Annotated in this window: 25 protein-coding genes; 7 read left to right on the top strand and 18 right to left on the bottom strand. The window is 70.9% G+C overall.

Translation table 11 applies throughout. The features are described 5' to 3' along the window. Positions 1–5: 5 nt before the first annotated feature. The 8 genes from rpmF to C6N31_RS34725 form a co-directional block, all read right to left on the bottom strand. Positions 6–179: a 50S ribosomal protein L32 gene (gene rpmF, locus C6N31_RS34760; protein WP_138356469.1), complete on the bottom strand. Its 174-nt coding sequence runs from the start codon at positions 177–179 to the stop codon at positions 6–8. 2 nt (positions 180–181) lie between these two features. After that, positions 182–802 (bottom strand): YceD family protein, encoded by a 621-nt coding sequence (locus C6N31_RS34755; RefSeq protein WP_138356470.1) that lies wholly within the window; start codon positions 800–802, stop codon positions 182–184. A gap of 202 nt (positions 803–1004) precedes the next feature. Further along, entirely contained in the window at positions 1005–2072 is a 1068-nt protein-coding gene (locus C6N31_RS34750; protein ID WP_138356471.1) for a cell division initiation protein, read from the bottom strand. A gap of 56 nt (positions 2073–2128) precedes the next feature. After that, on the bottom strand, positions 2129–2608 hold the full coding sequence (gene coaD, locus C6N31_RS34745) for a pantetheine-phosphate adenylyltransferase (RefSeq protein WP_187145035.1): 480 nt from the start codon (positions 2606–2608) through the stop codon (positions 2129–2131). A gap of 26 nt (positions 2609–2634) precedes the next feature. Beyond that, complete coding sequence (gene rsmD, locus C6N31_RS34740; protein ID WP_138356499.1) at positions 2635–3216, bottom strand: 16S rRNA (guanine(966)-N(2))-methyltransferase RsmD; 582 nt, start codon at positions 3214–3216, stop codon at positions 2635–2637. Between the two features lie 69 nt (positions 3217–3285). Further along, positions 3286–3804 carry a hypothetical protein gene (locus C6N31_RS34735; RefSeq protein ID WP_138356473.1) on the bottom strand — a complete coding sequence of 173 codons (519 nt, stop codon included), beginning with the start codon at positions 3802–3804 and terminating at the stop codon, positions 3286–3288. A 107-nt stretch (positions 3805–3911) separates the two neighbouring features. After that, positions 3912–6113 carry an ATP-dependent DNA helicase RecG gene (gene recG, locus C6N31_RS34730; protein WP_187145034.1) on the bottom strand — a complete coding sequence of 734 codons (2202 nt, stop codon included), beginning with the start codon at positions 6111–6113 and terminating at the stop codon, positions 3912–3914. A 46-nt stretch (positions 6114–6159) separates the two neighbouring features. Further along, entirely contained in the window at positions 6160–7932 is a 1773-nt protein-coding gene (locus C6N31_RS34725) for a DAK2 domain-containing protein (protein ID WP_198359007.1), read from the bottom strand. 208 nt (positions 7933–8140) lie between these two features. On the opposite strand from C6N31_RS34725, the gene rpmB reads away from it, so the two are divergent. Next, a complete protein-coding gene (rpmB, locus tag C6N31_RS34720) occupies positions 8141–8326 on the top strand; it encodes a 50S ribosomal protein L28 (RefSeq protein ID WP_138356476.1) in 186 nt (61 codons plus the stop codon). A gap of 142 nt (positions 8327–8468) precedes the next feature. Here rpmB and thiD read toward each other — a convergent pair whose 3' ends face one another. Next, positions 8469–9269, bottom strand: a complete 801-nt coding sequence (thiD, locus tag C6N31_RS34715; RefSeq protein ID WP_198359006.1) for a bifunctional hydroxymethylpyrimidine kinase/phosphomethylpyrimidine kinase — start codon at positions 9267–9269, stop codon at positions 8469–8471. A 10-nt stretch (positions 9270–9279) separates the two neighbouring features. Beyond that, positions 9280–10260 carry a thiamine-phosphate kinase gene (locus C6N31_RS34710; RefSeq protein ID WP_138356478.1) on the bottom strand — a complete coding sequence of 327 codons (981 nt, stop codon included), beginning with the start codon at positions 10258–10260 and terminating at the stop codon, positions 9280–9282. 148 nt (positions 10261–10408) lie between these two features. On the opposite strand from C6N31_RS34710, the gene C6N31_RS34705 reads away from it, so the two are divergent. Both C6N31_RS34705 and C6N31_RS34700 read left to right on the top strand, forming a co-directional pair. Next, the gene (locus C6N31_RS34705) at positions 10409–10642 is read left to right on the top strand and encodes an Lrp/AsnC family transcriptional regulator (protein WP_138356479.1); all 234 of its coding nucleotides are present in this window, start codon (positions 10409–10411) and stop codon (positions 10640–10642) included. 20 nt (positions 10643–10662) lie between these two features. Then, positions 10663–11142, top strand: a complete 480-nt coding sequence (locus C6N31_RS34700) for a DUF3515 domain-containing protein (RefSeq protein ID WP_138356480.1) — start codon at positions 10663–10665, stop codon at positions 11140–11142. Between the two features lie 220 nt (positions 11143–11362). On the opposite strand, the gene C6N31_RS34695 is transcribed toward C6N31_RS34700, so the two are convergent. Genes C6N31_RS34695 through C6N31_RS34685 form a run of 3 tightly spaced genes read right to left on the bottom strand, consistent with a single transcriptional unit; the run spans position 11363 to position 14395 of the window. Further along, the gene (locus C6N31_RS34695) at positions 11363–12517 is read right to left on the bottom strand and encodes a D-alanine--D-alanine ligase family protein (protein WP_138356481.1); all 1155 of its coding nucleotides are present in this window, start codon (positions 12515–12517) and stop codon (positions 11363–11365) included. A 12-nt stretch (positions 12518–12529) separates the two neighbouring features. Then, positions 12530–13531, bottom strand: a complete 1002-nt coding sequence (locus C6N31_RS34690) for an NAD(P)H-dependent glycerol-3-phosphate dehydrogenase (protein WP_138356482.1) — start codon at positions 13529–13531, stop codon at positions 12530–12532. Further along, on the bottom strand, positions 13532–14395 hold the full coding sequence (locus tag C6N31_RS34685) for a lysophospholipid acyltransferase family protein (RefSeq protein WP_138356483.1): 864 nt from the start codon (positions 14393–14395) through the stop codon (positions 13532–13534). A gap of 228 nt (positions 14396–14623) precedes the next feature. Here C6N31_RS34685 and cofC point away from each other — a divergent pair, with 228 nt between their 5' ends. Both cofC and C6N31_RS34675 read left to right on the top strand, forming a co-directional pair. After that, entirely contained in the window at positions 14624–15259 is a 636-nt protein-coding gene (gene cofC, locus C6N31_RS34680) for a 2-phospho-L-lactate guanylyltransferase (RefSeq protein ID WP_164297878.1), read from the top strand. 75 nt (positions 15260–15334) lie between these two features. Beyond that, positions 15335–15562, top strand: a complete 228-nt coding sequence (locus C6N31_RS34675) for a hypothetical protein (RefSeq protein ID WP_138356484.1) — start codon at positions 15335–15337, stop codon at positions 15560–15562. 92 nt (positions 15563–15654) lie between these two features. Here C6N31_RS34675 and C6N31_RS34670 read toward each other — a convergent pair whose 3' ends face one another. The 4 genes from C6N31_RS34670 to leuC all read right to left on the bottom strand — a co-directional run bounded on the left by C6N31_RS34670 (position 15655) and on the right by leuC (position 18837). After that, positions 15655–16296 carry an HU family DNA-binding protein gene (locus C6N31_RS34670; protein WP_138356485.1) on the bottom strand — a complete coding sequence of 214 codons (642 nt, stop codon included), beginning with the start codon at positions 16294–16296 and terminating at the stop codon, positions 15655–15657. A 124-nt stretch (positions 16297–16420) separates the two neighbouring features. Beyond that, positions 16421–16654 (bottom strand): SCO5555 family protein, encoded by a 234-nt coding sequence (locus C6N31_RS34665; RefSeq protein WP_138356486.1) that lies wholly within the window; start codon positions 16652–16654, stop codon positions 16421–16423. Between the two features lie 153 nt (positions 16655–16807). After that, entirely contained in the window at positions 16808–17401 is a 594-nt protein-coding gene (gene leuD / locus C6N31_RS34660; protein WP_138356487.1) for a 3-isopropylmalate dehydratase small subunit, read from the bottom strand. A gap of 5 nt (positions 17402–17406) precedes the next feature. Beyond that, entirely contained in the window at positions 17407–18837 is a 1431-nt protein-coding gene (gene leuC / locus C6N31_RS34655) for a 3-isopropylmalate dehydratase large subunit (protein WP_138356488.1), read from the bottom strand. 160 nt (positions 18838–18997) lie between these two features. On the opposite strand from leuC, the gene ndgR reads away from it, so the two are divergent. Further along, positions 18998–19714, top strand: a complete 717-nt coding sequence (ndgR, locus tag C6N31_RS34650) for an IclR family transcriptional regulator NdgR (RefSeq protein WP_138356489.1) — start codon at positions 18998–19000, stop codon at positions 19712–19714. A 134-nt stretch (positions 19715–19848) separates the two neighbouring features. Here ndgR and C6N31_RS34645 read toward each other — a convergent pair whose 3' ends face one another. After that, positions 19849–20340 carry a DUF4188 domain-containing protein gene (locus tag C6N31_RS34645; RefSeq protein WP_164297868.1) on the bottom strand — a complete coding sequence of 164 codons (492 nt, stop codon included), beginning with the start codon at positions 20338–20340 and terminating at the stop codon, positions 19849–19851. An 83-nt stretch (positions 20341–20423) separates the two neighbouring features. Here C6N31_RS34645 and C6N31_RS34640 point away from each other — a divergent pair, with 83 nt between their 5' ends. Next, positions 20424–21071 (top strand): MerR family transcriptional regulator, encoded by a 648-nt coding sequence (locus tag C6N31_RS34640; protein WP_187145332.1) that lies wholly within the window; start codon positions 20424–20426, stop codon positions 21069–21071. Positions 21072–21196: the final 125 nt, after the last annotated feature.

Below are 21196 nucleotides of genomic sequence, written 5' to 3'. Positions count from 1 at the left end.
GCCGATCAGACCTCGAGGACCTGACGACGGTTGTACGTGCCGCAGCTCGGGCACGCGATGTGGCTCTGCTTCGGCTGGTGGCAGCTCTCGCACGCCACCAGGCTCACGGCAACAGCCTTCCACTGCGCACGGCGGTGGCGCGTGTTGCTGCGCGACATCTTCCGCTTCGGAACAGCCACGGCTACTTCTCCTGGTTCTCGTCGGCGCCCTGGTCGGCACCGCTCTTCTTAAATTCCTGCAGGGCCGCCCACCGAATGTCGGCGACCTCATGGTGGTGGTCCGGGTCGTCCGCGAGCCGCTCTCCGCAATCGGAGCACAGTCCCGGGCAGTCTTCCTGGCACACCGGCTGCAGCGGCAGTGCGAGCACCACCGCGTCCCGCAGCGCGGGTTCGAGATCGAACAGGTCGTCCTCGAGGAAGAGAACGTCCTCCTCCTCCGCGTCGTCACCGGCTTCGTCCTTGCGGGCGGTCCGGGTGTCGGCGTCGGGGTAGGAGTACATCTCTTGGAAGTCCGCATCGAGCTTGCGCTCGAACGGCTCCAGACACCTTACGCACTCTCCCGAGAGCGGCGCACGGACGGTACCTGTGACAAGTACCCCCTCCATGACCGACTCCAGTCGGAGCTCCAGCTGTACTGCCGTGCCCTCGGGCACCCCGATGACCTCGATACCGAGATCCTTGGGTGCCGGCACCGAACGGGAGACCTTCCGCATCGAACCAGGACGACGACCCAGCTCGTGCGTGTCGAACACGAGAGGCTCGCGGTGGTCGAGACGGGGGGTTTTCAGGGCTTCCTCTTTCATCGGTGCGGCTTGCCCTCACCCCGGAGGGTGGGCAGCCCAAAGAGCCGGCGATTCACACGGCTGGAAAGGTCAGGATACTGGACGTCCGGGCAGGACCCAACTCGCCCACCCGTCACCAACCACCACCCTTGCGACGAGACGCTTCGCGCCGCCCCGCTTTTTCTCCCCTGACCCCCTCTGACCCCCCACGTGACCAGCGCGTTCAGCGCCCCTGTTCCAGCTCCCGCAGCCGGTTCAGATCGATCATGCCGGTGTCGAAGAGGCTGGTCTCGTCCAGCGCCGCGGCCTGGTGCTGGGGCTGGTGCTGCGGCTGCTGGTCGTACGGCTGCTGCTGGTACTGGCCCTGCGGGTCGGCGTAGGTCTGCTGCCCGTAGTCCGGCTGGTAGCCGCCGTAGCCGGCCTGCTCCGGGTATCCCTGCTGCTGCTGGGCCGCGTACGGGTCGGAGTAGGCGGCCTGCTGGCCGTAGTCCTGCTGGTACCCGTAGTCCGGCGTGGCCGGCGTCGCGTCGTACGAGTAGTCCGTCTGCTGGGTCTGTGCGGGGACCGGGGCCGCCAGGCCCGCCATGAACTCGGCGTCGGTCTGGTGGCCGCCCGCCGCGTCCGCGGCGTCCTGGGCCGCCATGTGGGCGCCCAGCTCGTCGGCGACGCTGTGGCCGGTCAGCTTGAGCCGGCCGCGGCCGACGGCCTCCAGGGTCTTGGAGAGCACCGCCTCGAAGGCGCCCAGCTTGGCGTCCACGTAGTCGTCGGCCCGGCGCCGCAGCGTCTCCGGGTCGGCGCTGCGCTCGGGGGCGTCCGCGTCCTCGTAGCCCTGCTCGTCCAGACCGGGGCCCTGGCCGAGCAGCTTCTCGCGGCCGCGGTCGACGGAGCCGATGGTCTTGGTGAGCACGACCTCGAAGTTGGCGAGCTTGCTGTCCACGTAGTCGTCGGCCTCGGCGCGGATCTCCTCCGCCTCGCGGCGGGCCTCGGCCACGATGCGCTCCGCCTCGTCCTGGGACTGGCGGGCGACCTGGGTGTCCGAGATCATCGAGTCGCGCTCGGCGTGCGCCGACTCGATGATCCGGTTCGCCTCGAGGCGGGCCTCCTCGACCATCTGCTCGCGGCCGCCCAGCAGCGCCTCGGCCTGCGACAGCGAGTCGGGGAGCGCGGAGCGCACCTCTTCGAGCCTGCTCAGCAGCTCGGCACGGTTGACCACGCACGAGGCGGACATCGGCATGGACCGCGCGCCTTCGATGGCCGCGACGATCTCGTCGAGCTTCTTCTGCACGTCCACGGGCGTCAGTCTTTCCTCAGCGGGGCCCGGCCGGGTCCGGACGGGACATGCAGACTCTAGCGCTGCCCGAGCCGGTCGTTGAGAGCCGCCAGGATCGTCGGCGGCACCAAGTGGGAGATGTCACCGCCCCATTGGGCCACCTCCTTGACGAGACTGGAGGAGAGGAAGCTGTAGGTGGGGTTGGTCGGCACGAAGAGCGTCTCGACCCCGGACAGCCCGATGTTCATCTGCGCCATCTGCAGCTCGTAGTCGAAGTCGCTGACCGCGCGCAGACCCTTGACGATGGCCGGGATGTCGCGCTGCTTGCAGAAGTCGACGAGCAGCCCGTGGAACGACTCGACCTGCACGTTCCCGAATTCCGCGGTGACTTCCTGGATGAGGGCGATGCGCTCCTCGACCGAGAACAGACCCTGCTTGGACTGGTTGATCATCACCGCGACGTACACGGTGTCGTAGAGCCGGGAAGCGCGGGCGATGATGTCGAGATGTCCATTGGTGATCGGGTCGAAAGACCCCGGACAGACTGCGCGACGCAACTGAGACTCCTCGCTCTCCGGGCCGTTCATGACCCGGCGGTAACTTCGGCGGCGCGACCGTACCAAAGTGTCGCCTCGCCGTAACGGCGGGCCCTCACTGCCTCGAAGCCGTCGGGCCAGGGGGAGACTCCGCCACGGGTGCGCCGTTCCACGGTGACGATCGCGTCGTCATCCAGCCACCCCTGAATGCGGAGTGTGAGCAGGATCTCCCGCAGTTCGTCGTCGCCCATGTCGTAGGGCGGGTCCAGGAACGCCATGTCGAACGGGGTCGCGGGCGCCGGGCCGGCGATGACCTGCTCGGCCCGGCCGGCCCGCACCTCGGCGCCGGGCAGCCCGATCATCTGCACGTTCTCCCGGATGGTGCGGGCCGCTGCCGGGTCGGACTCGACCAGCAGGACGTGCTCGGCGCCGCGCGAGAGCGCCTCCAGCCCGATCGCCCCCGAGCCGCCGTACAGATCCAGCACCCTGGCACCGTTCAGCGTGCCGCGCAGCGACTCCCAGGTGGAGAACATCCCCTCCTTGGCGCGGTCCGAGGTGGGGCGGGTCCCATTGCCCGGGGGCACGGCCAGGCGGCGGCCACCGGCGGCTCCGGCGATCACGCGGGTCATCTCGTCCTTCACGTCCTCGACATCGTGGGGGAACGGCGCTGTTCGCGGCCGCTCCCCCACGATACGGAGTCACTCCCTGCCGGGCTCCTCCACCGCCCCCACCAGCGCGGTGGACGCGTAGCGGGACCAGGACAGGCAGCCGTCGGGCGGGCAGAACTCCGGGCGGCGCGGGTCGTGCCCCAGCTCACGCAGCTTGGTGCGGACCGAGTCCGGGGTCCGCCCGAAGCGGGCGGCTATCCGGGCGATGGTCTCGCTGTCGTGGAACCGCCGCAGCAGCTCCTCCTCGTGCTGCGGCACCCAGGGGGCGCCGTGGCCGGGGAACAGCTCCCGGAGCACGTCACGGTCGGGGATGGGCTCGGACACGTCGGCTACGAGCGCGAGGGCGCGCAGCGCGCGGTTGAGAGCGATCCGCAGGGACGGTACGTCCGCCATGGGCAGCCGCAGATCGCCGGACGCGAGAAGGGTGTCGGGGTCGTCCTCACTCCATCCGGAGAGGGTGAGAGTGACGTTGGTGTCGTCGTCGCTGGCGAGCTCGATCCGGAAGACCTTGTCGCCGAGCGGCAGTTCGTTGAGATGACGGAACGACATGCTTTTGCCCCCAAAGGTCCATCGACTTGGACTACGTCCATTCTCTCAGGGGGGTCTGACAATCGCCCTGCTCAGCACGGCAGTTCAGCCCTGTTCAGCGGCCCGGTTCAGCCCTTGTCGAGGTACTCCTCGCGGTCCGCGTCGACCAGGCTCTCCAGGGCGCTGCGCAGGTCCGGGTGGTCGGCCAGTTCGGGGTCCGCGGCGACCAGTGCGGTGGCCTCGTCGCGGGCGGCGGCGATGACCTCCTCGTCGTCGATCACGGTCAGCATGCGCAGCGACGAACGGGTGCCGGACTGGGCCTGGCCGAGGACGTCGCCCTCGCGGCGCTGCTCCAGGTCGATACGGGACAGCTCGAAGCCGTCCAGGGTCGCCGCGACGGCGGAGAGGCGCTGCCGGGCGGGGCTCGCCTCGTGCGCCTCGGAGACGAGCAGGCAGAGCCCTGGAGCGGAACCCCGGCCGACGCGGCCGCGCAGCTGGTGGAGCTGGGAGACGCCGAAGCGGTCGGCGTCCATGATCACCATGACGGTGGAGTTCGGGACGTTCACCCCGACCTCGATGACGGTGGTCGCCACCAGGACGTCCACCTGGCCGGCGGCGAACCGGCGCATCACGTCGTCCTTGGCGTCCGGCTGCATCCTGCCGTGCAGCACCTCGACCCGCAGCCCGGCCAGCGGGCCCGCGGCGAGCTGCTCGGCGATGTCCAGGACGGCCAGCGGCGGGCGGCGCTCCGCGTCGTCCGGCTTCTTCTTCGCGTCCTCCTCGTCGCCGATGCGGGGGCAGACCACGTACGCCTGGTGGCCCTTCGACACCTCCTCCCGCACCCGCTCCCAGGCGCGGGACAGGAAGTGCGGCTTGTCCTTGGCCGGGACGACATGGGTGGCGATCGGCGAACGGCCGGCCGGCAGCTGGTCCAGGACGGACGTCTCCAGGTCGCCGAAGACGGTCATGGCGACCGTGCGCGGGATCGGGGTCGCGGTCATCACCAGCAGGTGCGGCGGTTTGGCGGCCTTGGCGCGCAGCGCGTCGCGCTGCTCGACGCCGAAGCGGTGCTGCTCGTCGACCACGACCAGGCCCAGATCGTGGAACTGGACCTTGTCCTCGATCAGGGCGTGCGTGCCGATCACGATCCCGGCGTCACCGCTGATGAGGTCCAGCAGGGCCTGACGGCGGGCGGGCACCCCCATGGAGCCGGTGAGCAGCACGATCTTGGTGGCGTTCTCCGCGCCACCGAGCATGCCCCCGCCGGCGAGGTCGCCCATCATCTCGGTGATCGACCGGTGGTGCTGCTGGGCGAGCACCTCGGTGGGCGCCAGCATCGCGGCCTGGCCGCCGGAGTCGACGACGGCGAGCATGGCGCGCAGCGCGACCAGCGTCTTGCCGGAGCCGACCTCGCCCTGGAGGAGCCGGTGCATGGGGTGTTCGGTCGCCAGGTCGGCGAAGATCTCGGCGGAGACCTTCTGCTGGCCTTCGGTGAGGGTGAACGGCAGCCGGGTGTCGAACGTGGTCATCAGCCCGTCGGCGTGCGGCACGCGCGGGGTGGCGGGCAGCGCGGAGTCCGCGGCCCTGCGGCGCGCCAGGGCCACCTGCAGGACGTACGCCTCGTCCCATTTCAGCCGGTCCCGCGCCTCGGCGATGTCGGCCTTGGTACGCGGCCGGTGGATCTTCTCCAGCGCCTCGGAGAGCGGCGCCAGGCCGCGCGCCTCGCGCAGCGCGGCCGGCAGCGGTTCGCCGACGCCCGCCCAGCTGGTGCCCCGCATCGAGTCGAGGACCGTCTGCACGGACTGCGCGATCTGCCAGGAGCTGATCTGCTTGCACGCGGGGTAGAGCGGGATCTGCTGGTTGGCGAACGCGGCCGCCACGTCCGACTCCCCGCCCTTGGCGTCCTCCGCGTCCAGCAACTGGTAGTCGGGGTGGGCGAGCTGGCGGGTGCGGTTGAAGACCGAGACCTTGCCGGAGAACATCCCGCGGCGGCCGGGGATCAGCCGGTGGGCGTGGGCGTGCGCCGCCTTGCTGAAGAACACCAGGGTCAGCGAACCGCTGCCGTCGGTGACGACGACCTCCAGGCGGACGCCCGTGCCGCCGTTGTACGTCCTCTTGTCGGCCTTGGCGATCTCCGCGACGACGGTGACGTGCTCGTCGAGCGGGAGGTCGGCCAGCCGCGTCAGCTCGCCGCGCTCGGCGTACCGGCGCGGGTAGTGGTGCAGCAGGTCGCCGACGGTGTGCAGGTCGAGGTGGTCGGCGAGCACTTTTGCCGTGCGGCCGCCGACCGACTTCTTCAGGGGTTCGTCCAGGGCAGACATCGGGTCCATCTTTGCGCACGGCAGTGACAAAGCGGGTGCGGCCTGCGGCGAGCGGTTATTCGACGCCGATGAGGAGCGGGCAGGTCTGCTGGCCGCCCTGGTAGACGACGGTGTCCACCGCGATGTGGCCGGCCTGGACGTGCGCCTCGATGCGGTCCGCGAGGTCGGGCGGGGCACCGGCGCCGAGGACGAGGGTGACCATCTCGCCGCCCGCGGCCAGCATGCGGTCGAGGACGATCGTGCCGGTCTCGACCAGGTTCCCGCCGATGACCGCGACATCGCCGTCGATCAGCCCGAGGACGTCGCCGGCCTGGCAGATGCCGGCCATGGTCCAGGACTGGTGCTCGGCGACGGCCAGTTCCGCGTAGCGGGTGGCGCCGGCCGCCGAGGTCATGGCGACGACGTCCTCGTCGAAGCGCCGTGCGGGCTCGTGGACGGCGAGCGCGGCGATGCCCTGCACCGGGGAGCGGGTGGGGATCAGGGCGACCCGGACGCCGTCGGCGCGGGCCCGGTCGGCGGCGGCGCCGGCGGCGTGCCGCAGTTCCACGTCGTTCGGGAGGAGCACCACTTCGCGGGCGTTGGCACGGCGGATCGCGGCCGCGATCTCGCCGCTGGCGGGCGGGTCGCCGGGGCGGACGGCGACGACGGTCGCACCGGCCCGGGCGCAGAGGTCGGCCAGCCCGTCACCCCGTACGACGGCGACGACGGCGCGCCGCACCCGCTCCGGTGGCCGCCCGCTGTCCCCGGCACCCTCGTGGTGCCGGGAAACCGCATCGGGCACCACGGGGGTGTCGGTGTCCGTGTCGGGCCGCTCACGGACCTGATCGCCGAAGTGGGTGACGCGGATCCGGTAGGGGCGACCGGCCTCGATACCGGCCTCGATGGCGGCTCCCGCATCGTCCACGTGGACATGGACGTTCCACAGGCCGTCGCCGCCGACGACCACCAGGGAGTCCCCGAGGGCGTCCAGCCGCCCGCGCAGCGCGGGCAGGGCGGTGTCGGACGCCTCCAGCAGGTAGATGACCTCGAAGGCGGGCCCGCCGGGCACGACGTGCGGGTCCGAGCCGTCCTCGTCGCGGCAGCCGTACGGGACGGGCGGCGCGTGATCGGCCAGCGGTCCCATCGGCACCTCACCGGCCAGCGCGTCGGCGAGGGCGCCCAGCACGGCCACCAGGCCGCGTCCACCCGCGTCCACGACGCCGGCCCGGCCGAGTACGGCGAGCTGGCCGGTGGTGGCGGCGAGTGCGATGCGCGCGCCCTGGTGGGCGGCTCTCGCGACGGAGACCGGACCGCCGCCGTCCCGCTCCGCGGCGGTGGCCGCCTCGGTGGCGACGGTGAGCATCGTCCCCTCGACGGGGTGGGCGACCGCCAGGTACGCGGACCCGGCGGCCCGGCGCAGCGCCCGGCGCAGCAGTTCGGCGGTGTCCTGATCACCGGCCGCGGCGGCACCCCCAACGGCTCCGTTGCCCGCCGCCTTCGACGCCACGTTTCCCGTCGCAGGATCGTCCGTGAGCGCTTCCGTCATGCCGCGCAGCAGCTGGGCGAGGATCGTGCCGGAGTTGCCGCGGGCGCCTATCAGGGCGCCGTGGGACATCGCGCGGAAGGCCTGGGCGAGGTCGGGGGTGTGTCCGGAGGCGGCATGACCGTCGAAGACGGCGTCGACGGACTGGGCGGCTGATTCCATCGTCAGGTACAGATTGGTGCCGGTGTCCCCGTCGGCGACCGGATACACGTTGATCGCGTCGATCTCCTCGCGGGCCCGGCCCAGCGCCTGGAGGGCCAGTCGGCACCACGCGCGCACCGCGGAAGCGTCGAGCGTGTGCGGCACCAAGTCCTCCTGCGGACACCTGAAGCGGAGACTGCTGCAGGTGAGGGTATCCGTGACACCGGTCACGGCGGCAGTCGGCCCGGGGCGGCGGACCCCGCGCCCGTGGTAATTTCGTTGTGCGGGAGTGGCCGTTGTATGCTGCTCCGGTTGTCCGGGAATCTCCCGGGCTTTTCACTGTAAGTGCATCTCGAAGTCTTTGGAGTGACCCGTGGCTGCCAACTGCGACGTCTGCGGCAAGGGGCCGGGCTTCGGCAACGCTATTTCCCACTCGCACCGCCGTACTCCCCGCCGTTGGAATCCCAACATTCAGCGGGTGCGTGCTGTGGTCGGTCGGACGCCGAAGCGCCTCAATGTCTGCACCTCGTGCATCAAGGCCGGCAAGGTCTCGCGCTGACGCGTACACGTCGTAGCAGCGCAGCCTTGCGGCTACTCGAAGCCGGTCCACCTCAGGGTGGGCCGGTTTTCTTGCGTTCGGGGCCGGTTTTCCTGCGCTCAGGGCCGGTCGCCGGGCGCTGACGTCACCAGCAGCTCGGCGCTCAGAGCTCCCGGCGCTGCCGCCAGGCGTGGTCCACCGGGCCGATGCCGCCGCCCAGCCGGAAGCCGGCCGCGATGGCGCCCGTGACGTAGTCCTTGGCGGCGCCGACCGCCGCCGGCACCTCCAGGCCCAGCGCCAGGTACGAGGCGATGGCGCTGGCCAGCGTGCAGCCGGTGCCGTGGGTGTGCCGGTTGTCGTACCGGACGGCGCGGAACCAGTGCTCCCGCGAACCGTCGGAGAGCAGGTCCACGGCGTCGCCGTCGAGATGGCCGCCCTTGATCAGGACCCAGCGCGGCCCGAGCGCCAGTACCGCTTCCGCGGCCTCGCCCATCGCCGCCTCGCCGTCCACCACGACACCCGTCAGCTGCGTGACCTCGTCGAGGTTCGGGGTGGCGACGGTGGCCACGGGCAGCAGCTCGGTGCGGACGACCTCCAGAGCCCCGGCCGTCAGCAGGGAGTCCCCGTGCTTGGAGATGCCGACCGGGTCGACGACCACGGGGGCGCCCACGTCCGCCAGCAGAGCGGCCACCTCGGAGGCGATCGCGGCCGAGGAGAGCATGCCAGTCTTGACGGCCTGGACGCCGATGTCGTCGACCACGGCGCGGAACTGCGCGCGAACGGCCGCCACCGGCAGCTCCCAGGCCCCCTGGACGCCCAGCGAGTTCTGCGCGGTGACCGCGGTCAGCACGCTCATGCCGTGCACGCCGAGCGCCAGCATCGTCTTCAGGTCGGCCTGGATGCCCGCACCGCCGCCGGAATCGGATCCGGCGACGGTGAGCACCCTGGGCGGGGACGTTCGCATACCCGTGAACCTAGTCCCCGGCGCCCTGCGCCGTGGTGTCGCCGAAGTGGTCCCAGCCGCCGGCCTTGTCCCAGGCGGCGCCGTCCACGGTGACGTGCGGGGTGCCGGGGGCCTTGAGCACCTCGCCGATCACCCGCCAGCGGGCCGGGAGCTTCACGTCGGGCGGGAAGGCCGCGACGATCGCGTGGTCCTCTCCCCCGGTCAGCACCCAGTGCAGCGGGTCCACGCCGACCGCCTGCCCGATGTCGGACATCTGCGCGGGTACGTCGATGTCCGCGGACTTCAGGTTGATCAGCACCCCGCTGGCCGTCGCGATGTGCCCGAGGTCGGCCACCAGTCCGTCGCTGACGTCCGTCATCGCGGTGGCGCCGAGCTCGGCCGCCGCGGGGCCCGCGTGGTACGGCGGCTCGGGCCGCCGGTGCGCCTCGACGAAGGCGCGCGGCGAGCGGAAGCCGCGGGAGAGCACCGCGAGGCCGGCCGCCGACCAGCCCAGCCAGCCGGTCACCGCGATGACGTCGCCGGGCCGGGCGCCGGACCGGGTGACGGGCTCGCGGTTGCGCAGGTCGCCGAGGGCGGTGATCGCGACCGTGATCGTGTCGCCGCGCACCACGTCGCCGCCGACCACGGCGGCACCCGCCACCTGGCACTCGTCGCGGATGCCGTCCATCAGCTCGATCGGCCAGGTGGCCGGCAGCTCTGCCGGGACGACCAGCGCCAGCAGGACCGCGGTGGGCACCGCGCCCATCGCGGCGATGTCCGCGAGATTCTGTGCCGCGGCCTTGCGGCCGACGTCGTAGGCGGTCGACCAGTCACGCCGGAAGTGCCGGCCTTCGAGCAGCACATCGGTGGTGGCGACCACCCGGCGGTCCGGCGCGGCCACCACCGCCGCGTCGTCCCCAGGCCCCAGGCGTACATTGGGAGTGGTCGTGAGCCGGGAGGTCAACTCCCTGATCAACCCGAACTCCCCCAACTCGCCCACGGTCCCCTTCATCTGTTTGTCCCTTTCACGTCGTCATTCCCCTGGAGATTCCGCTCAAAGCGAGTGCTCGGTACCGCGCGGGTCTCCCCGCGCCGTGCGGCGACGCGATAACGTGGCGTCCCCCCTCCCACATGATCCTCGAAGCCGCCCTGGAGGTTCCGTGGTACAGGCGTACATCTTGATCCAGACCGAGGTTGGGAAGGCCTCGGCAGTAGCGGAGACGATTGCGAAGATCTCCGGCGTCATTCAGGCCGAAGATGTCACCGGTCCCTACGACGTCATCGTCCGGGCCCAGGCAGACACGGTCGACGACCTGGGCCGCATGGTGGTCGCGAAGGTACAGCAGGTGGACGGGATCACCCGTACTCTGACCTGTCCCGTCGTCCATCTGTAGCCCCCGACTATGCTCGTCCGGTGATAGCTTTTCGCCGGTTCGCGCTGATTTCCGTTGCCGCCGTCGCGTGCTTGTCCGCGGCGGCGGTCTTCGTTTCCGCAGCCGGTCCGGCCGATGAGACGCCCGTTCCGGCTCCGGACGCGCGGGCCGCCGTCTACTGCCGTGCGCTGCACCGGGATCTGCCGCACTCCGTCAATGGACTCGGCGTGCATGATCTCAGGCCCGCGTCCGACTTCACCGCCGGGTGGGGAAATCCGGCGATCGTGCTGCGCTGCGGGGTGCCGAGGCCGCAGGCGATGAACGATTCCAGCGCGGACTCGGTGGAGGTGGACGGCGTCGGCTGGCTGATCCAGGCCCAGGGCGACGGCAGCTTCAAGCTCACCACGACGCTGCGCAAGGCGTACGTCGAGGTCACCCTCCCCAAGAAGTACGCCGGCGACGTCGGTCCCCTCACCGACCTCGCCGGCGCCGTCAAGAAGACGATCCCGAACGAGCTCTAGGGCGTGTTTCGAAAGGAGCGCCGTTCGCCCGGAGGGCGTGGCCCACGGCGTCTGGTGCGTGCGCTCGCAAGGCGGAGGGTCGTCCTCGTACTGGACCGTACGTGGACGAGCCCGACAACGCAGCGAGGGCGCGTGCCAGGCGTCGTGGGCCAGGCGGGACTTTCGCAACACGCCCTGGGCCGCGCCCTGGCGCGGGCGGCGGCCTGGAGCGAGCCGTGTTCTAGCGCAGCCCGGTCCGGCGGCGCAGTGCGGCCTGGATCAGCCGGTCCACCAGCTCCGGGTACTCCACGCCGCTCTCCTGCCACATCCGCGGGTACATGGAGATGGGCGTGAAGCCGGGCATCGTGTTGATCTCGTTGATGACGAACTCTCCGCTGTCGAGCAGGAAGAAGTCCGCGCGCACCAGGCCCTCGCAGGAGACCGAGTCGAAGGCCGCGACGGCGAGCCGCTGCACCTCCGCGGTCTGCTCGGGGGTGAGCGGCGCCGGCACGATGCCCTCGGCCGAGTCGATGTACTTGGCCTCGAAGTCGTAGAAGTCGTGGGCGGTGACCGGCGGGATCTCCGCCGGAAGGCTGGCGCGCGGGCCGTCCTCGAACTCCAGGACGCCGCACTCGATCTCACGGCCGCGCAGCAGCGACTCGACGATGACCTTCGGGTCGTGCCGCCGGGCCTCCTCGATCGCCTCGTCGAGACCGGACGCGTCCTCGACCTTGCTGATGCCCATGGACGAGCCCGCGCGGGCGGGCTTCACGAAGAGCGGCCAGCCGTGGTCCGCGGCGAACTCCACGATGCTCCGGCGGGCGGTCTCCTGGTCGTTCTCCCAGTCACGCGGCCGGATCACCAGATACGGCCCGACCGGCAGGCCGAAGGAGATGAAGACCCGCTTCATGTACTCCTTGTCCATGCCGACGGCCGAGGCGAGGACGCCCGCACCCACGTAGGGCACGCCGGACAGCTCCAGCAGGCCCTGCAGGGTGCCGTCCTCGCCGTAGGGGCCGTGCAGCACGGGGAAGACGACATCGACGTCGCCGAGGGCCTTGGGCACCACTCCGGGCTCGCTGTAGACGACCTCGCGGTTGGCCGGGTCGACCGGGAGCACGACGGTGCCCTCGTGGTCGGTGACCTGTTCCACGGTCGGCATCCGGCGGTCGGTGATCCCCATCCGGTCCGGGTCGTCGCTGGTCAGCGCCCAGCGGCCGTCCGTCGTGATCCCGATGGGAAGGACGTCGTACTTCGACCGGTCGATGGCCCGCAGCACGCTGGCCGCGGTGACCACCGACACCCCGTGCTCGGAGCTGCGTCCGCCGAAGACGAGCGCTACCCGAGGCTTGCGCTGCGGTTGGTCGGGAGTCTGGGAAGAAGGCAGATTGCTCATGGTTCGTTGACCCTACCGCTCGGATTTCGCGGAGCGGGACATCAGCTCCTTGACGGCCACGACCGGCGGCTTCCCGTTGTGCACGATGTCCACGACGGTGTCCGTGATCGGCATGTCGACACCGTGCCGGCGTGCCAGATCGGCCACCGACTCGCAGGACTTCACGCCCTCGGCAGTCTGCCGGGTGACCGCGATGGTCTCCGCGAGCGACATGCCGCGGCCGAGGTTGGTGCCGAAGGTGTGGTTGCGGGACAGCGGCGACGAGCAGGTGGCGACCAGGTCGCCCATGCCGGCCAGCCCCGCGAAGGTGTGCGCGTCGGCCCCCATCGCCAGGCCCAGCCGCGTCGTCTCGGCCAGCCCGCGGGTGATCAGCGAGGCCTTGGTGTTGTCGCCGAGCCCCATGCCGTCGGCGATGCCGACGGCGAGCGCGATGACGTTCTTGACCGCTCCGCCGAGTTCGCAGCCGACCACGTCGGCGTTGGTGTACGGGCGGAAGTAGGCGGTGTGGCACGCGGCCTGGAACCGCTGGGCCACCGACTCGTCGCGGCAGGCGACCACGGAGGCGGCGGGCTGCCGGGCGGCGATCTCCTTGGCCAGGTTGGGGCCGGAGAGCACCGCGACCCGCTCGGGGCCGGCCTTGGCCACCTCTTCGATGACCTCGCTCATCAGCTTGGCGGTGCCGAGTTCGACACCCTTCATCAGGCTGACCAGGACGGCGTCGGGGCGCAGCAGGGGCGCCCACTCGGCGAGGTTGCCGCGCAGCGTCTGCGACGGGACGGCCAGGACGACGAATTCGGCGTCCCTGGCGGCCTCGGCCGGGTCGGTGGTGGCCCGTACGGCCTCGGGGAGCGCGATTCCCGGCAGGTAGTCGGGGTTCATGTGGGTGGCGTTGACCGCCTCGACCAGCTCGGGCCGGCGTCCCCACAGCGAGACGTCACATCCGGCGTCGGCGAGCACCATCGCGAACGCGGTGCCCCAGGAGCCGGTTCCGTACACCGCGCAGCGCGTTGACACTTACGACTCCTCCTGCTGATCCGTCGGGTTCTTCACGGGCTGCCGTACGGGCTCGGGTTCCGGTGCGGGCCGCGGCACGGGCTCCGGTGCGGGCTTCCGCGTGGTGCCGCCGGTCTTCGCGGCCCGTTCCGCCTTGTCCGCCCGGCGGGCACGAGCCGCCTGGCGCGGGTCGTAGAGCGCGGCGGGCGCGGGCTCCCCGCGCAGCACGGCGAGCAGCTCGGTGATCTCCACCATGATCACCTCGGTGACCTCGCGCAGCACCTCCGCGGTGGGCTCCTCGCCGTAGAACCGCGACAGGTCGACGGGCGGGCCGGCGATCACCCGCAGGGTCTTCCGGGGAAAGAGGAAGAACTTCTTTCCCTTGGCGTACGGCGGCATCGCCTCGTTGGCGCCCCATTGCGCGACCGGGATCACCGGCGCCTTGGTGAGCAGCGCGACCCGTGCGGCGCCGGTCTTGCCGGTCATCGGCCACTGGTCGGGATCACGGGTGAGCGTGCCCTCCGGATAGAACGCGACGCATTCGCCGGAGTTGATCGCGGCGACGGCGGCGCGGAACGCGTTGGCGGCGTCCGTGGACTCCCGGTAGACCGGAATCTGACCTGTTCCGCGCAGCATCATGCCGACAAAGAAGATCTTGAAGAGCCCGGCCTTCGCGAGCAGGCGCGGAACCCGTCCGGTGTTGTACTGGAAATGGCCGTACGACAGCGGGTCGAGGAATGAGTTGTGGTTGACGGCCGTGATGAATCCACCGCCGGCCGGAATGTGCTCCATTCCGCGCCAATCCCGCTTGAAGAGGACAAGAAGCGGCGGTTTCGCGATGGCGGCTGCGAGCCGGTACCAGAAGCCGATTCTGCGGCGGGACACCAGAACTTCCTCCTCATTGCACGAGGCTGCACCAGTGCAGCCGCACAAGTGTCGCCGGTACGCACACCGTAACGCCAGGGCGGGCGGGGCGAGGGGCGCGCCCCCGGGGAAGCTGCGTCGCCGGTGCCTGCGGGAGTCCCCTGGCGGGGAATCGGGCCAAGGAACAAGGGGTGGGTCCGTGGCCGTCGGGCGGGTGGGTCACCGCACAATGGTTCGGTGCCCGTATCCGTGATGTGGTCCCTCGTCGTACCGCTGAAGCCGCTCGCCGTGGCCAAGAGCCGGCTGGCGCCGGCCGCGGGGACGGTGCGGCCGGGGCTGGCGCTGGCGTTCGCCCAGGACACCGTGGCCGCCGCGCTGGCCTGCGCACAGGTGTGGAGCGTCACCGTCGTCACCGACGATCCGCTGGCGGCGGCGGAACTGGCCGCCCTGGGGGCCCGGATCGTGCCGGACGCTCCGGCGGCCGGACTCAACGCGGCTCTCGCGTACGGCGGGCACCTCATCCGGTCCGCCACTCCCGATGCGGCCGTGGCGGCCCTGAACGCCGATCTCCCGGCCTTGCGCCCGCTGGAGCTGTCCGCAGTGCTCAACAGCGCCGCGAGGGCCTCAGGGAGGGCATTTCTGGCCGATGCGGCGGCGATCGGCACCACGTTGCTCACCGCGCCGCCGGGTCATGACCTGGCGCCGGCGTTCGGCGGTGCCTCGCGGGCCCGGCACCGGGCCTCCGGCGCCCGGGAGATCACGCTGCGCGGTGTGGACTCCGTGCGCCAGGACGTCGACACCCCCGCCGACCTGCGGGTGGCGCTGGCCCTGGGGGTCGGCCCGCGGACCGCGGACGTCGCCGCCGGGCTGCTCATCACCGACTGACCGGCGCGGCACCTGTCCCCACGGGAGGCCGCACGCGGTGTCGCGGCGGTGGGCGCATTCACTAGGCTTCCGGTCATGCAGGCGACCGCGTACACATACGACCCCGGGACACGTGCCGGCAGCGTGCTGCTCGACGACGGGACTCCGCTGCCGTTCGACGCGGCGGCCTTCGACGCGGGGGGCCTGCGGCTGCTGCGGCCGGGCCAGCGGGTGCGGATCCGCACCGAGGGGGACGGCGACGACCGCCGGGTGGTCTTCCTGACGCTGCAGACCTTCGCGGATCCCCAGGCGCCCAAGGCGTAGCGGCGGCCCGGGAGCCGCCGGACCTGCCGGAGAACGGCGCGGGCCGGGCTCCCTGGTGGGGAGCCCGGCCCGTCGCGGCCTGCAGGTGGTGACTACTTCTTCGCAGTCCGCTTCACAGCGGTCTTGCGGGCGGCACTCTTCTTGGCCGGGGCCTTCTTCGCCGTGGCCTTCTTGGCCGGGGCGGACTTCTTGGCGGCGGCCTTCTTGGCGGTGGCGGCCTTCTTGGCCGGGGTCGCCTTCTTCGCCGCGGCGGTGGTCTTCTTCGCCGTGGTCTTCTTGGCGGTCACCGTCTTCTTCGCGGGAGCCGCCTTCTTGGCGGTCACGGCCTTCTTCGCCGCGGTGGCCTTCTTGGCGGTGGCCTTCTTGGCCGCGGCCTTGGCGGTGGTACGGGTGGAAGCCCCGCCACTCAGGCTGCCCTTGGGCGCCTTCTTGACCGCGACATCGTTCTTCGGGAGCTTCTTGGCCCCGCTGACCAGGTCCTTGAAGCCCTGACCCGCGCGGAAGCGCGGCACCGAGGTCTTCTTGACCCGGACCCGCTCCCCGGTCTGGGGGTTGCGGGCATAGCGGGCGGGACGGTCGACCTTCTCGAACGAACCGAATCCGGTGACCGAGACCCGGTCGCCGGAGACGACCGCGCGGACGATCGCGTCGAGAACCGCGTCAACCGCGTCCGCGGCGGCCTGGCGGCCACCTACCTTGTCGGCAATCGCTTCTACGAGCTGCGCCTTGTTCACGTCTTCCCCTTCGGAAACTTTGCCCGGCGAATGAGTACGGGCTTTTTCGCACGTTAGGCGGATATATACCGCAAATCAAATACGAAACGGGCGAATCACCCTTGTGCCGCAACGAACTCGGCTCTCAGACAGTTCCTTGATCAAGAAATCTGCCCTGGTCGAGCTCCCGCAGGAAGACGTCCAGACGCCGTGCCGCACCGGCGAGATCATGCTTGGCCGCAGCAGTCACGACGAGGAGTTTCCGGTTCAACTCCAGCCTTACGTCATCGGGTACTTGGAGATTCGCGACGCGCGCGTGCGCCTCCTTCAGCCGGGCGGCGAGGACCCCGTAGAGCTCGAGTTGGCCATCGCGTTCCATGTACCGATTGTGCCATCTGCGGTGAGTTGTCGCGCACGACAGGACCAATGTCTCGCGCGACAGGGCCAATACGGTGGTCCGGGCATGCCGAAGCGCCCCCCGCGGACCGCGGAAGGCGCTTCGAAATCCGGCCGGATCCCTTCGCAGGGACGGTCAGACCTGCACGGTGCTCGGCTTGTGCGCCGGGCGGGAGCGCTCATAGGTGGTGATGTCCGCCTCGTTGGCGAGGGTCAGGCTGATGTCGTCCAGCCCTTCCAGCAGGCGCCAGCGGGCGTTGTCGTCCAGCTCGAACGCCGCGGTGATGCCCTCGGCGCGCACTTCCCTGGCCACCAGGTCGACCGTGACCTCGGCGGTCGGGTCGGCCTCGGTCAGCTTCCACAGCCGCTCGACGGTCTCCTGTGGCAGCACGACCGTGAGCAGGCCGTTCTTGAGCGAGTTGCCCCGGAAGATGTCCGCGAAGCGGGACGAGATCACGGCTTTGAAGCCGTAGTTCTGCAGCGCCCACACCGCGTGCTCGCGGGACGAGCCGGTGCCGAAGTCGAAGCCGGCGACCAACACGGTCGCCCCCGCGCGCTCGGGCAGGTTGAGAACGAATTTCTCGTCCTTGCGCCAGGCCTCGAAGAGCCCGTCCTCGAAGCCGTTGCGGGTGACCTTCTTCAGCCAGTGGGCCGGGATGATCTGGTCGGTGTCGACGTTGCTGCGGCGCAGCGGGACGGCCCGGCCGGTGTGTGTGGTGAACGCTTCCATCGGTATCAGGCCTCCACAGCGGTACGGGCGTCGGAGTCGGTCAGGTCCGCGGGCGAAGCGAGGTGCCCGAGTACCGCCGTGGCGGCGGCGACCTGCGGCGATACCAGGTGCGTACGGCCGCCCTTGCCCTGCCGTCCCTCGAAGTTGCGGTTGGAGGTGGACGCGGAGCGCTCACCAGGGGCGAGTTGGTCGGGGTTCATGCCCAGGCACATCGAGCAACCGGCGTGCCGCCATTCGGCGCCGGAAGCGGTGAAGACCTTGTCCAGGCCCTCGGCGACGGCCTGCAGGGCGACCCGGACCGAGCCGGGGACGACCAGCATGCGGACGCCGTCAGCCACCTGTCGGCCCTCGACGATGGACGCCGCGGCCCGCAGATCCTCGATCCGGCCGTTGGTGCAGGAGCCGACGAAGACGGTGTCGACCTTGACCTCGCGCAACGGCTGGCCCGCGTGAAGTCCCATGTACTCCAGGGCCTTCTCGGCGGCCTGGCGGTCGCTGGGGTCGTCGAACGACGCCGGGTCCGGCACCGAGGCGCTCAGCGGGGCGCCCTGGGCGGGGTTGGTGCCCCAGGTGACGAACGGGGCCAGTGAGGCACCGTCGATGTAGACCTCGTGGTCGAAGACCGCGTCGTCGTCGGTGCGCAGGGTCTGCCAGTACTCGACGGCGGCGTCCCAGTCCGCGCCCGTGGGGGCGTGGTCACGGCCCTGCAGATAGTCGAACGTGGTGCGGTCGGGGGCGATCATGCCGGCCCGCGCGCCCGCCTCGATCGACATGTTGCAGACGGTCATCCGGGCTTCCATCGACAGCTTCTCGATGGCCGGGCCGCGGTACTCGATGACATAGCCCTGGCCGCCGCCGGTGCCGATCTTCGCGATGATGGCGAGGATCAGGTCCTTGGCGGTGACATCGGCGGGCAGTTCGCCACCGACGGTGATCGCCATGGTCTTGGGGCGGGCCAGCGGCAGGGTCTGGGTGGCCAGAACGTGCTCGACCTGGCTGGTGCCGATGCCGAACGCGAGCGCGCCGAAGGCGCCGTGCGTGGAGGTGTGGCTGTCGCCGCACACCACGGTGGTGCCGGGCTGGGTCAGGCCCAGCTGCGGTCCCACCACGTGGACGACGCCCTGCTCGACGTCACCCAGCGGGTGCAGACGGACACCGAACTCCGCGCAGTTCTTACGCAGCGTCTCCAGCTGGGTACGGGAGACCGGGTCGGCGATCGGCTTGTCGATGTCGAGGGTCGGAGTGTTGTGGTCCTCCGTGGCGATGGTGAGATCGGTCCGCCGCACCTGGCGCCCGTTCAACCGCAGACCGTCGAAGGCCTGGGGGCTGGTCACCTCGTGCAGCAGGTGCAGATCGATGTAGAGAAGGTCGGGCTCGCCCTCGGCGCGCCGGACGACATGGTCGTCCCAGACCTTTTCCGCGAGTGTCCTACCCATCGCTGTCCCTCCGACCGGCGTCGCTGCCGGCCAACTCGTCTGATGTGGACTCCGTCCGGTCCCCTGGTTCCGGTCGGCGTCCCTGCCGTGCTCCCCAGCCTGACGCTTTCGCTGGAAAATTGAACTTGCGTTTCACAGTGTGAGACGCGAATATCGTTGCATGGACAACTCTAGCGGCGTCGGCGTTCTCGACAAGGCGGCTCTGGTGCTCAGCGCGCTGGAGTCCGGACCGGCCACCCTGGCCGGGCTTGTCGGCGCCACGGGCCTCGCCCGCCCCACCGCGCACCGCCTCGCGGTCGCGCTCGAACATCACCGGCTGGTCGCCCGTGACATGCAGGGCCGCTTCATCCTGGGCCCCCGGCTCTCCGAGCTCGCCGCCGCGGCGGGCGAGGACCGGCTGCTGGCCACGGCGGGACCGGTCCTCACCCACCTGCGGGACGTGACCGGCGAGAGCGCCCAGCTCTACCGGCGCCAGGGCGACATGCGGATCTGTGTGGCCGCCGCGGAACGGCTGTCCGGGCTGCGGGACACCGTGCCGGTCGGCTCGACGCTGCCGATGAAGGCCGGGTCCGCCGCCCAGGTCCTGATGGCATGGGAAGAGCCGGAGCGGCTGCACCGTGGTCTCCAGGGTGCCCGATTCACGGCCACCGCGCTCTCCGGCGTACGCCGGAGGGGCTGGGCCCAGTCCATCGGCGAGCGGGAGCCGGGCGTCGCCTCCGTCTCCGCGCCGGTGCGCGGGCCCTCGAACCGGGTGGTCGCCGCCGTCTCGGTCTCCGGACCGATCGAGCGGCTGACCCGGCACCCGGGCCGGATGCACGCCCAGGCCGTCATCGACGCCGCGGGACGGCTCTCCGAGGCCCTGCGCCGCAACGGCTGAGACCGCGCTTTCCCACACCACCCGTACCGAGCGCGCCGGTGCCGGGGGCTCCGTCCAAGCCCCCGGCACCGGCGCGCACCTGTTTCCCGTCCCCGGACGGCAGCCTGCCCGGTGCGTCAGCCCGCCCCGGTACGTCAGCCCGCCCGGTACGCCAGGCGCTCCTTGGCGCTCTCGCCGCGGCGGCCGACCGGAATGACCCCGGTGGCCTCGCCCAGGCCGAACGCCGGCATGTTGATGTAGACCTGCTCGTAGCTGCCCGCGGGCACCGCGTAGGTCTCGTGGAAGAAGCCGACCTTGTTCTTCCCCGCCCGCACCCGCCGGTTGAAGGCCGCCCACGCCGGGCGGTGCTCGCCGTCCTGCGCCGAGGCGTAGGCGATCAGCTGCTCACGCGACTCCCAGTACTGGGTCACCTCGAAGACCCGCGGCATGCCCAAGTGGAGCCGGAAGCCCAGCAGTCCTCTCTCCTTCTCCCGCGACAGCTCCTTGAGCATGCGCGGCATCGCCCTCATCACCGGCCACCAGCTGCGCAGGGCCCAGAAGTTGTTGATCCGCATTCCGATGAGAAAGACGATCACCTCACCCTCCGCAGCGGCGGTGGTCCGGCCCTCGAACAGTTCGGCGCTCATGGTGGCTCCCCGGTGTCGATGTATTGGATAGCTTCACTATCCATGGTTGGATAGTTCCACTCTCCAAGGAAGGGCGCAAGAGGATGAAGCTCGCGGAACTGAGTGAACGCAGCGGACTCCCGGCCGCCACGATCAAGTACTACCTGCGGGAGCAACTGCTGCCCCCCGGCCGCCGGATCACCGCCACCCAGGCGGAGTACGGCGACGACCATCTGCGCCGGCTGCGCCTCGTCCGGGCCCTGATCCAGGTCGGGAGGATGCCGGTGGCCACCGCGCGCCAGGTGCTGGCGGCGGTCGAGGACGAGTCGCTGGACCAGAACACGCGGCTGGGTGCCGCCGTCTGGGCGCTGCCGCAGGGTCCGAAGCCGGTCGAGGACGATCCGGCGACCGCGGTCGCCCGGCGCGAGGTGGAGCTGCTCATGCGGCGGCTCGCCTGGCAGGAATGCCTGGACGCCGGCGAGGAGGCCCCGGCCTGGGCGACGCTCGTGGTGGCGGTGTCGGCACTGGTCCGGCTCGGATATCCCTGTGACGCCGACGACTTGGCGCCGTACGCCCGGGCCGCGGCCCAACTGGCCGTTACCGACCTGGACCTTGTCGAGGGGTTCAGCACCCCCCTCGAACAGGTCGAGGCGGCGGTCGCGCTCACCGTGCTCTACGAGCCGGTCCTGCTGAGTCTGCGCCGACTCGCGGAGGCCGAGGAGTCCAACCGCCGTTTCGGCACCGGAGATTGAGCGCCGGCCCGGCGGGGTGCGGGGACACAGCAAAGAGGCCCTCCGCCGTGGCGGAGGGCCTCTTCGATACGTACCCCCGACCGGATTCGAACCGGCGCTACTGCCGTGAGAGGGCAGCGTGCTAG

The sequence above is a fragment of the Streptomyces fildesensis genome, from assembly GCF_016107395.1.
Classification (GTDB): Bacteria; Actinomycetota; Actinomycetes; order Streptomycetales; family Streptomycetaceae; genus Actinacidiphila; species Actinacidiphila fildesensis.
This window is presented reverse-complemented; position numbering and strand designations above follow the sequence as displayed.